General features: G+C 66.2%; 14 protein-coding genes. 6 read left to right on the top strand and 8 right to left on the bottom strand.

Annotation, left to right across the window (positions count from 1 at the left end):
- Positions 1 to 557: 557 nt before the first annotated feature.
- A complete protein-coding gene (locus ABL844_RS14180; protein WP_418131670.1) occupies positions 558 to 2,768 on the top strand; it encodes a LamG-like jellyroll fold domain-containing protein in 2,211 nt (736 codons plus the stop codon).
- 382 nt (positions 2,769 to 3,150) lie between these two features.
- Here ABL844_RS14180 and ABL844_RS14175 read toward each other — a convergent pair whose 3' ends face one another.
- From ABL844_RS14175 to ABL844_RS14150, 6 genes are all read right to left on the bottom strand, one after another.
- Complete coding sequence (locus ABL844_RS14175) at positions 3,151 to 3,762, bottom strand: alkylhydroperoxidase domain protein (protein WP_418125595.1); 612 nt, start codon at positions 3,760 to 3,762, stop codon at positions 3,151 to 3,153.
- Between the two features lie 28 nt (positions 3,763 to 3,790).
- Complete coding sequence (locus tag ABL844_RS14170) at positions 3,791 to 4,447, bottom strand: CMD domain protein (RefSeq protein WP_418120183.1); 657 nt, start codon at positions 4,445 to 4,447, stop codon at positions 3,791 to 3,793.
- A gap of 27 nt (positions 4,448 to 4,474) precedes the next feature.
- Positions 4,475 to 5,551 (bottom strand): putative FMN-dependent luciferase-like monooxygenase, encoded by a 1,077-nt coding sequence (locus ABL844_RS14165; protein ID WP_418131669.1) that lies wholly within the window; start codon positions 5,549 to 5,551, stop codon positions 4,475 to 4,477.
- A 120-nt stretch (positions 5,552 to 5,671) separates the two neighbouring features.
- Positions 5,672 to 7,207 (bottom strand): diguanylate cyclase domain-containing protein, encoded by a 1,536-nt coding sequence (locus ABL844_RS14160; RefSeq protein ID WP_418131668.1) that lies wholly within the window; start codon positions 7,205 to 7,207, stop codon positions 5,672 to 5,674.
- A gap of 120 nt (positions 7,208 to 7,327) precedes the next feature.
- The gene (locus ABL844_RS14155; RefSeq protein WP_126018929.1) at positions 7,328 to 7,795 is read right to left on the bottom strand and encodes a hypothetical protein; all 468 of its coding nucleotides are present in this window, start codon (positions 7,793 to 7,795) and stop codon (positions 7,328 to 7,330) included.
- Positions 7,796 to 7,922: 127 nt separating this feature from the next.
- Positions 7,923 to 8,120: a hypothetical protein gene (locus ABL844_RS14150; RefSeq protein ID WP_418131667.1), complete on the bottom strand. Its 198-nt coding sequence runs from the start codon at positions 8,118 to 8,120 to the stop codon at positions 7,923 to 7,925.
- A 185-nt stretch (positions 8,121 to 8,305) separates the two neighbouring features.
- On the opposite strand from ABL844_RS14150, the gene ABL844_RS14145 reads away from it, so the two are divergent.
- A complete protein-coding gene (locus tag ABL844_RS14145; protein ID WP_418131665.1) occupies positions 8,306 to 9,019 on the top strand; it encodes a hypothetical protein in 714 nt (237 codons plus the stop codon).
- A 369-nt stretch (positions 9,020 to 9,388) separates the two neighbouring features.
- On the opposite strand, the gene ABL844_RS14140 is transcribed toward ABL844_RS14145, so the two are convergent.
- Complete coding sequence (locus ABL844_RS14140; RefSeq protein WP_369658432.1) at positions 9,389 to 9,658, bottom strand: hypothetical protein; 270 nt, start codon at positions 9,656 to 9,658, stop codon at positions 9,389 to 9,391.
- Between the two features lie 142 nt (positions 9,659 to 9,800).
- On the opposite strand from ABL844_RS14140, the gene ABL844_RS14135 reads away from it, so the two are divergent.
- The 4 genes from ABL844_RS14135 to ABL844_RS14120 all read left to right on the top strand — a co-directional run bounded on the left by ABL844_RS14135 (position 9,801) and on the right by ABL844_RS14120 (position 12,988).
- Positions 9,801 to 10,106: a hypothetical protein gene (locus ABL844_RS14135; protein ID WP_126018922.1), complete on the top strand. Its 306-nt coding sequence runs from the start codon at positions 9,801 to 9,803 to the stop codon at positions 10,104 to 10,106.
- A 105-nt stretch (positions 10,107 to 10,211) separates the two neighbouring features.
- Positions 10,212 to 11,378, top strand: coding sequence for a DSD1 family PLP-dependent enzyme (locus ABL844_RS14130; protein WP_418131664.1), 1,167 nt, complete (start codon positions 10,212 to 10,214; stop codon positions 11,376 to 11,378).
- Between the two features lie 107 nt (positions 11,379 to 11,485).
- Positions 11,486 to 12,739 (top strand): acyl-CoA dehydrogenase family protein, encoded by a 1,254-nt coding sequence (locus ABL844_RS14125; protein WP_418131663.1) that lies wholly within the window; start codon positions 11,486 to 11,488, stop codon positions 12,737 to 12,739.
- 33 nt (positions 12,740 to 12,772) lie between these two features.
- Positions 12,773 to 12,988, top strand: a complete 216-nt coding sequence (locus ABL844_RS14120) for a hypothetical protein (RefSeq protein WP_126018915.1) — start codon at positions 12,773 to 12,775, stop codon at positions 12,986 to 12,988.
- A 36-nt stretch (positions 12,989 to 13,024) separates the two neighbouring features.
- Here the strand turns inward: ABL844_RS14120 and ABL844_RS14115 are convergent, their stop codons facing one another.
- Entirely contained in the window at positions 13,025 to 13,339 is a 315-nt protein-coding gene (locus ABL844_RS14115) for a hypothetical protein (RefSeq protein WP_019653070.1), read from the bottom strand.
- Positions 13,340 to 13,386 lie beyond the last annotated feature (47 nt).

Here is a 13,386-nt window from a genome sequence, read left to right as displayed (position 1 = left end):
GGATCAGGGAGGAATGTAGAAATGGCCGGTGACATTTATGTGTCAATCGCCGCCAGTGCACCGTCAATAACTCAAAAACAGATCAATCCAATTCCCGCTCAAATAAACCTGACCACAGACTGACTTCAGAATTAGAAGAAAATTAGCAATACCCATTGAAAGAATATTGAAAGCAAACCCCGGCGACAACAGACCGGGCGTCCGTGGCGGCGCTCCGTGCGAGCCCGAGTCGACGAGGCACGGCGCCCAGCGGCCGGACACATCGATGCAATTCCGGAAAAATCGATGTCCCCTTGAAATTTCCAGGCCACCCGGAAAATTGATTGCCTTGTTTATCGATGCAATGAGGAACGAATACCTGCATTTTTCGCGGCAATAAATTCACGAGAACATCATATTCAATGCATAGAGTCTGCGCTTTCCGAAGTTGCCGGCAATTTCAGAAAAGAATTTGATGCACTACGAATTCAAATACCATGAAAAAGCAGACTCTTTCCAATGAAGAAAAAATCGACTTGGCTCAATTGGCTTCCGTTCCGGAGAACAGGCGCCGGGAATTGCTGAAGCTGATGCTGGCGGGCTCGGTCACGGGACTCGCGGTCGCGCTGCCCGGGTGCGGCGGCGGCAGTGGCGCCGGTGCCGGGGCGTTCCCGGTGTCAGGGACGAACGGGCCTTCGACAGCCGGATCGCCCACCGGCGCGCCGCCGCCGGCGAGCCAGGGCGTCACCGCCCAAAAGATTTCGAGCTTCACGATCTCGGTGCTTCCCGATACCCAGTTCTATCCGCGCTATGCGTCGGAAAAGATGGGCGAGCTCTACCAGAAGCTCTACTCGGGCATCGACCCGAAATACGACAACCCCTTCAAGACCCAGACGCAGTGGATTGCCCAGAACGCCAGGCTGCTGAAGATGCCGTTCACCATGCATCTGGGCGATATCGTCGACCAGTCGTGGTACTACACATCGGAAGGCTCCTCGCCCTGGAGCGCCTCCACCGATCTCGTGGGCAACGGCCAGATCGGCAACGGACAGGTCACGAAGGAATGGGAGCTCGCGAGCCAGGCGATGCAGGTGCTGGAGGCGGCCAGGTGCCCTTACTCCATCTGCGCGGGCAATCACGACGTGGGAGCCATCGATTCCGACATGCAGTGGGGTCCCGACTGGGGCGTGGGGGTCACCGGTTTCGCCAACAACGACGGCTACCAGGACGGAGGCAGCCACCGCGTCGGCCTGTTCGAGCCCTACCTGCAGGTGTTCCCCCCGGAGCGCGCGAAGCGGCAGGCCACCTTCGGAGGAAGGCACTCATCGGGCTTTCACGAGTACCACGTCTTCGAAGCCGAGGGAAACAGGTTCCTGGTGCTGTCGATGTCGTGGCGGGCGTCGGACGACGCGATCGGCTGGGCCAACCAGGTCATCCAGGCCAACAAGACGACCCCGGTCATCCTCGTCAATCACCAGCTGGTGGGCATCGGCAGCGACGGCAAGACCGCCGCGGACACCGCCTACTCGAACTACATGTGGGACAAGCTGATCAAGGACAACGACCAGATCTTCATGGCCGTCAGCGGCCACTACCACGGCTCGTGCACCAGCACGAAGAAGAACTCCCGCGGCAACGACGTGCACCTGATGGTGGTGGACTACCAGATGGCCTACATGGGCGGCAACGGCCTCATGCGCATGTTCGAGTTCGACCTGACCAACAGGAAGATCACCGCCAGCTCGTTCTCCCCGTGGGTGCCCCTGAAGCCAGCCGCAACGCTCAACGAGTTCGACGCCGCATGGCTATCGGATTCGAACCAGTCCTTCGCGCTGGACATGGACTTCGTCAAGAGATTCGCCTCCTTCAATCCGGATTTCTCGGTGCCCGACGGTTCCTCGGACAGCAGCCTGACGGACGTGGCGAAGAAGCTCATCCTGACGAACTACAGCCAGCCGCCGCAGAAGGCAGCCGCGCTTCCTTCCGGCCCCGACGACTATCCGAAGGTCGACAACACGCTCGCCCACTGGCGCTTCTTCAATGCGGCGGCGGCCGAGGGAGATCTCTTTCCCTATCAGCCTGGGCAGCAGATCCAGGACGTTTCCCCGGGAGGCAAGAACCCCGTCTCGGTGAACACGTGGGCGGGGCAATCCGGCGACCTGGTCTGGTCGAAGAGCCATCATCCGCTGTCGGCCGCGCCCGGCAGCCTGCGCTTCCTGAACGCCACCAAGACCAGGTTCTCCTACTTCACGACCGACGCGAATTCGGCACTGAACGTGGAGACCTTCGCCAAGGGCTACACCATCGAAGCGTTCGTGTACATCGACGCCGGCTTCGACGCGACGAAGAATGGATGGATGGGCATCCTGTATCGCCTGGGGGCACGCTCGAACCTGCCCGGCTTCGCCTCGGACGATGGCGACTGCGCCCTGATGTTCGCCTTCTCGAACCTGATGGAATTCCAATGGGAGGTCGCTCCCGTGAATCAGGCAACCAACCTCACCTGCTGGTCGGGCGGCGTATCGGCCGGCCAATGGCTGCACGTTGCCATCGTCAACGATCCCGCGGCTTCGTATGCGACCACCATGTACGTGGAGGGAGCGCCCGTGCTGCGCAACAACACGAACATGCAGGGCATCCAGTACGTCGCCCCGACGCAGCAACTCGCCATCGGCTGCGGGCAATGGGCCGGGAACATGTCCACGGGCTTCCTTGGAAGCATCGGCGAAATCCGCATCGTCGGCGTACCCCTGACTTCCGACAAGTGGCTGACGGCCCGGGCGAGCTGAGCTGAAATGAGGAGGCCGGCGACGATGGGCCCGTCGCCGCCGGTCCTTTCCCGCCCTCCCAATTTCTCCCCAGGTCGCGCCTTAGGCTGGGCTTCTTCAACGTCGAGGGAAGCCGCCCCGAATGCGATACCCCACCCGGAAACTCACCACTGCCACCACTGCCACCCTCGTCGCCCTGTCGTGCGTACCCGGCGCCTTCTTCAGCCACTGCGGCCATGGAGAGCCGGGGCCGGGCTTCGGCCTTCGCTGACTCGAAAAACGAACGGCCTTTCCGGCAGGACACCGAATTTGCTCGACGCACTACGGGCCTTGTGGGCCGCACTGGTTGCCATCGGCCACTTGCTGGCCTGGCTGCTGACGCTGCTGTCCTGAGCGTGGAGGCTCAGCCGCCCGAAGGCTGCTGCGGCTCCCCCAGCGACAACATCAGCCGATTCGCCCAGTTGAAGAACGCCGCGCCATGCACGACATCGGCAATCGCGAGGTCGTCCAGCCCCTGTGCCCGCAGCTGTGCCACATGCTCCGCCCCGAACGCCGAGGGCGTGGACGACAGCGCGACCGAAGCCGCCACGATCGCGTTCCAGCGCTCGCCCAGGTCGGCCTTCACGCCTTCGTCGAGCAGCCTCTGCACGTCCTGCGTGCGCTGCGAGAAATGCGAGGCGAAGCGCGCGTGCACCGACGCGCAGTAGATGCAACCGTTGTAGCGCGAAGCCGCCGCGGCCGAGAGCTCGCGCTCGGCGCGCGGCAGGCCGGCTTCGGGGTTGTAGAAGATGTCCTTGTCGGTGCGCGTGCGCGCCCCGAGGATGTCCGGGTCGCGCGCCAGCAGGCGGAAGTACGGCGACTTGGCGCGCGCTGCATCGACCAGGCCTTCGAAATGCCGCGCTGTCAGTTCGGCCTCGGGCAAAGGCTCCAGCCAGGGCAGCCACTCGAGCTGCGCCTGCGTGAAGGCGTTCGGATGGTGGTTCTCGGGGTGGCTCAGCACGGATTCGGCGCTCATGGCTGTGTTTCTCGCTCTCTTTCTCTGCTCAATCGACAAGGGTGACGGGCCGCTGTGCCAGTGCCCGCAGGCCGGCGACGACGCGGATCTGGAAAGCAAGGAAAGCCACGAGTTGCGACAGCGTCACGGCCTCGGTGCCGGTCCATCCCGCATCAAGCAGCGATTGCAGCGCCGCGGCGCTCGCGTCGCGCGGATGGAAGACGAGCAGGTGCGCATGCGCCAGCGCGGCGGAGAGCTTCTCGCCCAGCACCGCGCGCCCGGCTTCGCTCACCTCGTATGAAGGCCCGCTTGCATCCTCCGCGCTGAGCGGCCCCGGGGGATAGCGGCCATAGGGTCCATCGGGGCCTTGCGCGGCGCCTCGCCGCGTTTCGATGGCGATCGCATCCGCCACGCCGGCGCGAGCGCCTTGCCCCGCCAGCGCATCGGCATAGAAGCGCGCCACGTCGGCCTGTCCGTGCAGCCCCGTGACGAAGGCCGCGACGGCGAACCTGTCCGCGGTCCCGAAATTCCCGAACACGGGCGGCGCCGGCGCAAACAGCGCGAGATAGCTCTGCTGCGCATGGGTGCGTGACTGTTCACGATGCGCACGGATGCGATCGAGATGGCTGCCGGGCTCGATGCCGACGAGCCGGTCGATGACATCGGGCACCACGGGTGCGATGGGAGAAGCGACGATGGCGTTCATGACAAAAAAGGGGAAAAAAGAGTGCACCTAGAGAAGCGCAAGCGATCGCAGGTCGGACGCGCTCGCTCCGCTCGTCCAGCCAAGGGCAGGCGCGACTGCGGTGGCGGTCAGTTCGATGGAGCGCAGGATTGCCTCGTGCGGCGGATCGACGGAGTGCACCTGGCACACGAGATCGGTCACGCGCGCGAGCGTGCTGTCGGCACGCAGCGAGGCGATCACGTCGTCGGGCGAGCCGACGTGCACGTCGTAGGCGGCAATCAGCTCTTCGAGCGGCGCATCGGGCCCGGCCCGACCGGCGAGGCCGGCCTGCCCTGAAGCGGCGAAGCGCGCGGCCGAGCGGCGCAGGCCGATGTCGGCCAGGCGCAGCGCTTCCTTGCGCGTATCCGCCACGAAGACGCTTCGTGAACCCACGATGCGCGGCGTGCGGCCCGCCGGCAATGCGGCCAGATAGGCATCGACGATCGGGTTCTGGATCTCGGCGAGCGATGCATGCGGCGCATGCTCCGGGCGAGGCTGCGTGCGCGAAAGCATCAATCCGTCGCCGGCCTCCCCTGCCCGCGTACCGCCGCTCACCGAGAACGTAGCCTGCCAGATGCGCCCGAGCAGCTGCTCGCCCGAGGGGTACAGCGCGTCGCCGCCCGCCAGCGGCCGGCCAGCCCAGGCCGAGCGCACCGCGGCCAGCTGCTTCGCGAAGATGGCCGAGCGGTCGTTGCCGTCCAGCCCGAAGGCAGCGAAGGACTCTGGCGTGCCGCCGGTTCCCACGCCCACCTCGAGCCGGCCGCCCGAGAGAAGATCGAGCACGATCGCGTCTTCGGCGACGCGCACGGCGTTCTCCAGCGGCAGCGTGACGATGCCGGTGCCCAGGCGGATGCGCCGCGTGCGCGACGCCACGTAGGCCAGGAAGACGAATGGCGACGGCAGGCCGCCCTCGTGCTCGTGGAAGTGATGCTGCGCCACCCAGGCCGAATCGAAGCCCGCGGCCTCGGCATGGGCGATCTGCGCCGCGACGAGGCGGTAGCGTTCCGCGGCTGGCACGTCGTCGAGCAGGCGGCTGAAGAAGCCGAGGCGAAGCGGGCGCGGTGGTTTGCGGGAAAGGCCGGGCATCCGGAAGAGAAGGCTGCGTTGTGACTGGCCTTCGAGTCTTGCGCGGGATGCCGCCCGAGGGAAATCCGGTTATCGCGCTTGCTTATGCGCTTTGCGCGTATCGCCCGTTCATTCGGCCGTTCATTCGGCCGTTGGCCGGTCTGCGGCGGTGCAGACGCGGTTGCGCCCATTCATCTTGGCCGCGTACAGCGCCCTGTCCGCAGCCTGGATCAGTTCCTTCGGCGGCTGCCGGGTGCCGGCAGGGCTCAACGCATCCACCCCGGCGCTCAACGTGACGAAGCCGTCCGGCGCACCGGCGTGCACGATCTCCAGGTCGCGCACCGCGCTGCGGATCTTTTCCGCGAGCACCGCCGCGGCCGCCACGTCGGTATTCGGCAGCAGCACGGCGAGTTCCTCCCCGCCGTAGCGGGCGGCGAGGTCACCCGGGCGCCGGGCCGCGAGGTTCGAGATGGTGCGGCCGATCGTCTGCAGGCACTCGTCTCCGGCCGTGTGGCCGTAGATGTCGTTGTACTGCTTGAAGCAGTCCACATCGAGCAGGATCAGCGCCAGCGTGCTCGCGTCGCGCATGGCGCGGCTGAATTCGGTGTCGAGCGTCACGTCGAACTGCCGGCGGTTCGCCAGGCCGGTGAGGCCGTCTTCCATGGCGAGCGTGTTCAGCGTCTTGTTGAGCTTTTCCAGCGCGTCGCGCGCGCCCCGCAGCTCGGCCTCGGTCTTGTTCTGCAGCTCCATCTGCCTGACCAGCCGCCAGCCCACGAAGCCGACGATCAAGACCAGCAGGACGACGCCGCCTGTGTGCCAGAGCGTTTCGTTCCACCATTCGGCCAGGATCTCGTCCTTGGAGAGAGCCGCCCCGACGAAGAGCGGATAGTTGGAAAGGCGCCTGAAGCTGTTCAGCCGCGTGACGCCGTCCTGCGCCGACTTGATCTCGGCCGTTCCGACCGGCCCCAGGGTCCTGTAGGCGCGGTAGAGCGAGGTGTCCAGCATGTTCCGTCCGACCATCTCGGGGCTGAACGGGCGGCGGGTCATCATGGTGCCGGTGTCGAGGATGAGCGCGACGGCGCCGGCCTGGCCGATGTCCAGGCTGTCGTAGAACCTGGTGAAGAACTCGACGTCGATGGTCGCGAGCGCCACGCCGCCGAAGCTGCCGTCGGGGTTGTCGATGCGCCGCGAGACGGGCACGAGCAGCTTGCCGTTGGTGCGGCTCTTCACCGGTATGCCGATGTGCGGTCCGCGGTCCTCGTGGTCGCGATGGAAGATGAAGTATTCGCGCTCGGCGTTGTTCAGGTTCTGCGGCTGCACCTTCCGCGAGTTCACGACCCAGTTGCCCTCCTTGTCGTAGACGTGGATCGCATCGAGCTGCGGGAGCTCGGCCACCCGCATCGCGAGCACCTTGTGGAGCCTCTCGAGGGCCGCGGGCCCGGTGCCGTCGTACTCGACGCGCTCGACGACGCCGATCAGGGCGGTGTCGGTCTCCTTGATCGTGTCGTCCGCCTGCTGCGCCATCGCACGAGCCAGGTTCGCCGTGGCAACGCTCATCTGCTTGAGCTGGACCGTGCGCGACTGCCAGCTGTTCCAGCAGTCGAGCGCGACAAGGGCGAGACAGACGACGGCGACGAAGGCCGTGGTCCGGAAGATGATGGAAGGTCGACGAAACAAGATCTGCTTTCGAGGCAACGATGTCTGAAGCGCCTCGCCGACTTTGACACATCTGGGGCCGGATATGCAGCAACCCGGTGCGGCCGCCTGCTGCCGGCCCCGAAGGAAGACCCGGCCGGCTCAGACCGGCCGAACGTCGAAGAACGCCTCGTCCGTGTCGCCCAGGTCGCGAAAGCCCGCCGTGCGCGCCGCGTCGTAGGCCTTGGCCCATCGCTTGGCCAGGGCGATCTCCGCCTTCGAAAGATCGCTCTCGCTCGATTCGCTCGCGTTCTGGAACGCCCGCAGCGCCTCGACTACGTCGCCGCCGAGCTGCCGGTCGATCTCGCGCCTGAAGCGCTGCTGCGCCACCTTCACCGCATCGGCCGCCGGGTGCGAATAGTCCGCAAGCCTCACGGTGTACGCGACCCGCTCCTCGACTTCGACGTCCTCGAAGCGGAACGGCTCCTCGGGCTGCGCGCGCGAAAACGAGGGCTCCGGCAACAGCACCGGCGCATGCGGTTGCGGCTGTGGCTGCGACAAGGCAACCGGAAAGGCTGAGGCCGCTGCTGCAGCAGCACCCCGCGGAAAGAAAAGCTCGAACTGGTTCATGGTTCATCGCCCCGGCGCGCAGGTACGCGCCGATCCGGGCTCGTGGCCAAAAAACTGGATGAATATACAGTCTTTGGCAACTGTTAACCAGCCTGCGAAGGCTCGGCGTTGCCGATCGTCCGACGACTCAACGGCGGTCGTGGATCATTCGCCACATGTTGCATCCGCTCGGGCACGCGGGCGCCACCGGGCCGGGGTTCGCCTGTGCGGCCACGACGGATGATGCGAGGAGGGAAAGATCGGCAGGATCGCTGCCCGGCGACGGAGTGCCGCCGATGACGAGTGCAGTCACGCTGACCGCCACCACTTTTGTAACCATCAACATGATCGTCTCCAGCAGTTGGTCACCAATTCAAGATAGACCTGCCGAAGACAAAAATCGCGGGGATTTACCCTCAATGAATTCAGGGCACCGACGGCCTTCTGCCTGTTTGGCAGATCGGATCTCTTCATATCATTCCGGCCAAATCAAAACCGGCGCCGGCAGGGCCTGCGCAAACCAAGGGAAATATGAAGCACCGTTCAGCAACACCGTGGAAGAAGAGCCGGACCTATGGCGACCTACATGGTGGACGCACACGTCGCCGGTTCACGGACAACATCGTCGCTCGCGCGCACTCGCTTCAACGGCCTGCGCCGGGGCAGAAGCTGCCCATCCTGCTTCAGGACAATCCATCGCGCGAGTTCTTCTTTCCCGTATCGGTGGAAGAGTGTGCGGCGGCCCTTCACGCGCTTCCTGAAGGTCATGGGGACGGCATCACGCACATCTGGCTGCGGCGCAGACCCGAGCGCATGACAGGACTGAATGCATCGCTGGCCGAGTTCATCTACGGCAGCGGTGTCCGCGTTGTCATCCTCTATCCCTGGCGTGCCGACGGACGCCTCTATGTCGGACGAAAGAAGCCCAAGCCGCAGCACGTTGCAGCGTACGTGCGCTTTGGCGCGACGATCCTCAACGAGCATGGCCGGTGGTACGCCGCGTTTTCGGCTTCCGACCTCAAGCGCTTCTACATCGAGCACCTGTTCTGCCACGAGGTCGGCCATCATGTCGATCGCTACTCGAGACGTGGCCGGCGGGCCGAAGAGTTCGCAGATCAATACGCGGTGCAATGGGGGCCGCTCGCCACGACGGCCATGACATTGCCCTACTCTGGCGGGAGTCTCGTGGCTCCGTCTGGAGGCAACGAAGATCCAGGCTCTGCCGCCTCCCCCGCCTCGACATAGTTGAGCTCGATCGGATGAACGATCGACGCCGCCGGCTCGCCGTCGAAGCGCACCAGCAGATACTCGCCGCTGGCACCGGTGATGGCTCCGAACCTTCCCCGAAGCTCGACCCTGCCGCCACGCCGTGCGGGCACCCTGAAGCGCATCCGGATGTACGGGAGGCCCACGCGGAAATACTCGACCATGCGAAATCCCTGACTTTGTTTGTAATCGTTCGATCAAGGTCGCCGCGGCCCGCTCGACAAGAGCGGAAGACGCAACGTCGTTGACCTTTCGACTCAATCTCGTCGGAGGCGTGTCGGTCGCGTGTCAGTCGAAATCGCTCGCAGCTGACAGCCGCCGGGCATTCGGCGGGTGTGCCGAAGCCGCTCAGCGGATGCCGCCGAAGGCGTTTTCCTCTTCCGCGGCGATGGTGTCGTCGACCTCCTCCCGAGGTCCGACATTCAGGTCTTCCGAGAGCCCCTTCAGGACGACGTAGCCCGCCTGCAGCGCCTCGGCGTAGGTGTGGAAACCCTTGGCCGCCTCCATCAGCGGCTCGAACTCCATGGAGTTGTCGAAGGACTCCAGCAGCACCCAGAAGTAATGGCCCTCGTCGTGTTGGTCGACGGTCAGGGCGATGGAGATAAGTTGGCCAGCCATGCCGCGCATGGTGGCGCGCTCGAATGACAGGCCCAAGAAGTAAACATGAACGTTCGGCTTCGTGTTCGACTGCTCGAAAACACTACATCCTTTCGTCCGGAAGGCCTTCACGCGGCGGCGGGGGATCGGCGATGCTCAGGGCATGCCGATCGCAAATTCACGTTCACCAGCGCGCTCCGGATGGCGCGTCGCCGCGCTGATCTACACGGTCGCCGGCGTCGTCTGCATCCTGGGCTGCGCCGTCGCCCCCGACAGCGACGTGAGCCTTCTGATCGCCATCGCGGGCGGGCTGCCTTGGTCGCTGAGCCTGCTGACGCTGGGCCTGTCGCCCGGGGTGGCCGACACGGCCCTGCTGATGCTCGCCGCGAGCTGGTCGGTGAACGCCGCGCTGCTGTGGTGGCTGGCGCTGCGGCGGCCGGGGCGGCACGGGCCCTCGCATCCGGCCTGACCCGGCCTGATCGGTCCGGGCGAATCGGTGCGATCATCTCGCCCCGGAACACCGGGCGCCCGGTGCCTGTCCCACAACAAGAACCGAGACAAAGGCTTTTCCCCGATGCCCCAAGCCCTGCAGCAAGTCAACACGCCGCTGATCGGCGTCCCCGGCGGCCGCCATCTCCTCGACACCCCCGCCCTGCTGATCGACCTGCCCGCGATGACGCGCAACATCGAACGCATGGCCGCTTTCGCCAGGTCGCGCGGCGTGAACCTGCGCCCGCACGTGAAGACGCACAAGTCGGTCGAGATCGCGCGCCGCCAGGTGGCCGCGGGTGCCATCGGCGTGAGCTGCGTCACGCTGGGCGAGGCGGAAGTGATGGTCCAGGGCGGCATTCCGGGTGTGCTCATCACCTCGCCGGCGGTCACGCCGAGCAAGATCGCGCGGCTCATCAGGCTGGCGCAGCAGGCGCGCCCGGGCGACGTGATGGTGGTGGTCGACAACCCGCAGAACCTCGCCGACCTGGCGCGCGCCGCGAGCGAACTCACCCATCCGCTGGACGTGCTGGTGGACTACGGCGCGGGCTACAACCGCACCGGCGCCGCCACGCAGGCCAAGGTGCTCGAGCTGGCCGCACTGGCCGCCGCCGAGCCGCGCCTGCGGCTGCGCGGGCTGCAGGCCTATGCGGGCAACCTGCAGCACATCGTGGCGCGCGAGGAGCGCAGCGCGGCGGCCGCCGGCCTGCGCGAGACCGTGGCGGGCATCGTCGCGGCGGCGCGGCGCCAGGGCCTGAACTTCGACATCGTCACCGGCGCGGGCACCGGCACGCACGACCTCGATTCGCAGGAAAACGCCTTCACCGAGCTGCAGGCCGGCTCGTACGTGTTCATGGACGCCGAGTACAGCCGCGTGCTGGCCGACGGCGACCGGCCCTCGCCCTTCGAGACATCGCTGTTCGTGCAGACGGCGGTGGTCAGCACGAACGCGGCCGACTGGGTGACGGTGGACGGCGGCACCAAGTGCTTCTCCACCGACAGCGGCGTGCCGCTGGTGGCCAAGGGCGCCGACGCCGCGAGCCGCTACGCCTTCTTCGGCGACGAGCACGGCAAGCTGATGCCGCCAGCGGGCTCGCAAGGTTCGCAGGTGCAAAAACCCGCGCTTGGTGCCAGGGTGGAGTTCGTCACCCCGCACTGCGATCCGACGGTGAACCTGCACGACGCCTATCACGTGGTCGAAGGCGGCACGCTGGTCGCCATCTGGCCGGTGGACGCGCGCGGCAGGCGATAGAGGCATAAGAAAACTCGAAAAGCGTATTTCACAAGCGCCGTGCCGCGGGGGACAGTCGGGCGCTGTCCCTCTTCTCCCGGGTGTGCCTTTCGGGGCCGCCCCGCCCCATGGAATCCATCCAAGCAACGACGCGCCCCGCGGCGCACGCGCCAGGCGCTCAGGCGCCGTCCTTCCGGCAGCTTGCCGCCCGCTTTCGTCCTGTCTTCCAGCGCATCGCCGAGCGCTCCACCCAGCGCGAGAACGAACGCGAGCTTGCCTACGAGCCCGTGACCTGGCTCAACGCCGAGCGCTTCGGCGCGCTGCGCGTGCCCATCGAGCATGGCGGCCTGGGCGGATCGGTGGAGCAGCTCTACGACCTGCTCATCGAACTCGGCGAGGCCGACTCCAACCTGCCGCAGATCCTGCGCGCGCACTTCGGCTTCATCGAACGGCTCTTCGCCGAGATCGACCCCGCGCTGCACGGCCCGTGGATGCGGCTGGCGGCCGAGGGCGTGATCTTCGGCAACGCCACCACCGAGCTCGGCGAGGGCCCGCTCGGCGAGCTGCGGACCACGCTGCGGCGCGACGGCGACGCCTGGCGGCTCGACGGCGACAAGTTCTACAGCACAGGCACGCTGTATGCCGACTGGATCTCGGTCTCGGCCCAGCGCCTGAACGACGACGGCAGCAGCGACCGCGTGATCGCGCTCGTGCCGGCCGAGGCGCAGGGCGTGGAGCGCGTGGACGACTGGCGCGGCTTCGGCCAGCGGCTGAGCGCATCGGGCACCACGCGCTTTCGCAACGTGCGCGTGAAGCCCGAGAACGTGCTGCTGTACGTGCGCGACCAGCCCACCCCGCTGACTGCGCACTTCCAGCTCTTCCACCTGGCAACGCTCGCGGGCATCGCGCGCGCCATCGTGCGCGACGCGGTGGCCTTCGTGCAGCCGCGCAAGCGCATCTACAGCCATGGCAGCGGCGACACGCCGCGTGAAGACCCGCTGGTGCAGCAGGTCGTCGGACAGCTCGCGAGCACGGCCTTCATCGCGGCATCGACCGTGCAGGCGGTGGCGCGCGGCCTGGACGAGGTCGACCGCTTCCGCCAGCGCGGCGAGGCCGTGCCCGAGAGCCTGCTGTTCGAGGTGGAGCTGAACACCGCCAAGGCGCAGGCCGGCATCGTCGATGCGGTGCTGCAGGCGGGCACGCGTCTCTTCGACGTGGGCGGCGCTTCGGCGCTGCAGGAAGACCGGCGGCTCGACCGGCACTGGCGCAACGCGCGCACACTCGCCTCGCACAACCCGACCATCTACAAGGGGCGCGTGGTGGGCAACCACCTGCTCAACGGGGCGAGGCCGACTTTCTACTGGGCGGTGGGGAGCGCTTAAAGTCTCGGGTTCTCCAACGGACCCGTTTGCTTCATGCGCCGCCTGCTGCCAGCCTTTCTCCTATTGCTCATCGTCAGCTGCGCAACGCCGCAAGCCGGCGTGCAGCGTCTCAACGATGGTGTCTTCAGGGCTGCGAGCCAGCAGGAAGCAGAGGCCTATTGCCGTATCGACGGGAACCCGATCCGGTTCCTGACACAGGCCGACGCACCGACCACGCCGGGCAGCGGCGTGCTCTTCAGGTGCGACTGAAGAAGGATCGAGGGGATTGAAGGCTCTGCGGCGTCTTCAGACGCGCGGGAGCGCCGCAAGGAAGGTGGACACGACGATCGCCGCGGCCCGGTCGAGCTGCAGAATGTCCGCGACGTCGAAGGCGTGCGGCGCCGTGCGTCCACTCGAGCCGAGCGGCTTGCGGATCTCGACAAGGACTTCGGCCGCCAGTTCGCGGTCGCTGCGCGGCCGGCCGTCGGGGTGCATCACCCATTCATCGACTTGATCGAACGGAATGCTTCGGAAGACTCCCACGATGGGGACGTACTTGTAGCGATCCTCGCCCACCAGGATGGGCACGCTGAGGTTACAGAAAAACGTGGTCGTCGACATGCAGGATCGCCGTCGCTAGGCAAAGCGTTCAATTGTTAATGAGTGAG

The sequence above is a fragment of the Variovorax sp. 278MFTsu5.1 genome (genome assembly GCF_048305045.1).
GTDB lineage: Bacteria > Pseudomonadota > Gammaproteobacteria > Burkholderiales > Burkholderiaceae_C > Variovorax > Variovorax guangxiensis.
Note: the sequence above shows the minus strand (reverse complement) of the source record. Positions and strands in the feature narration are given on the sequence as shown.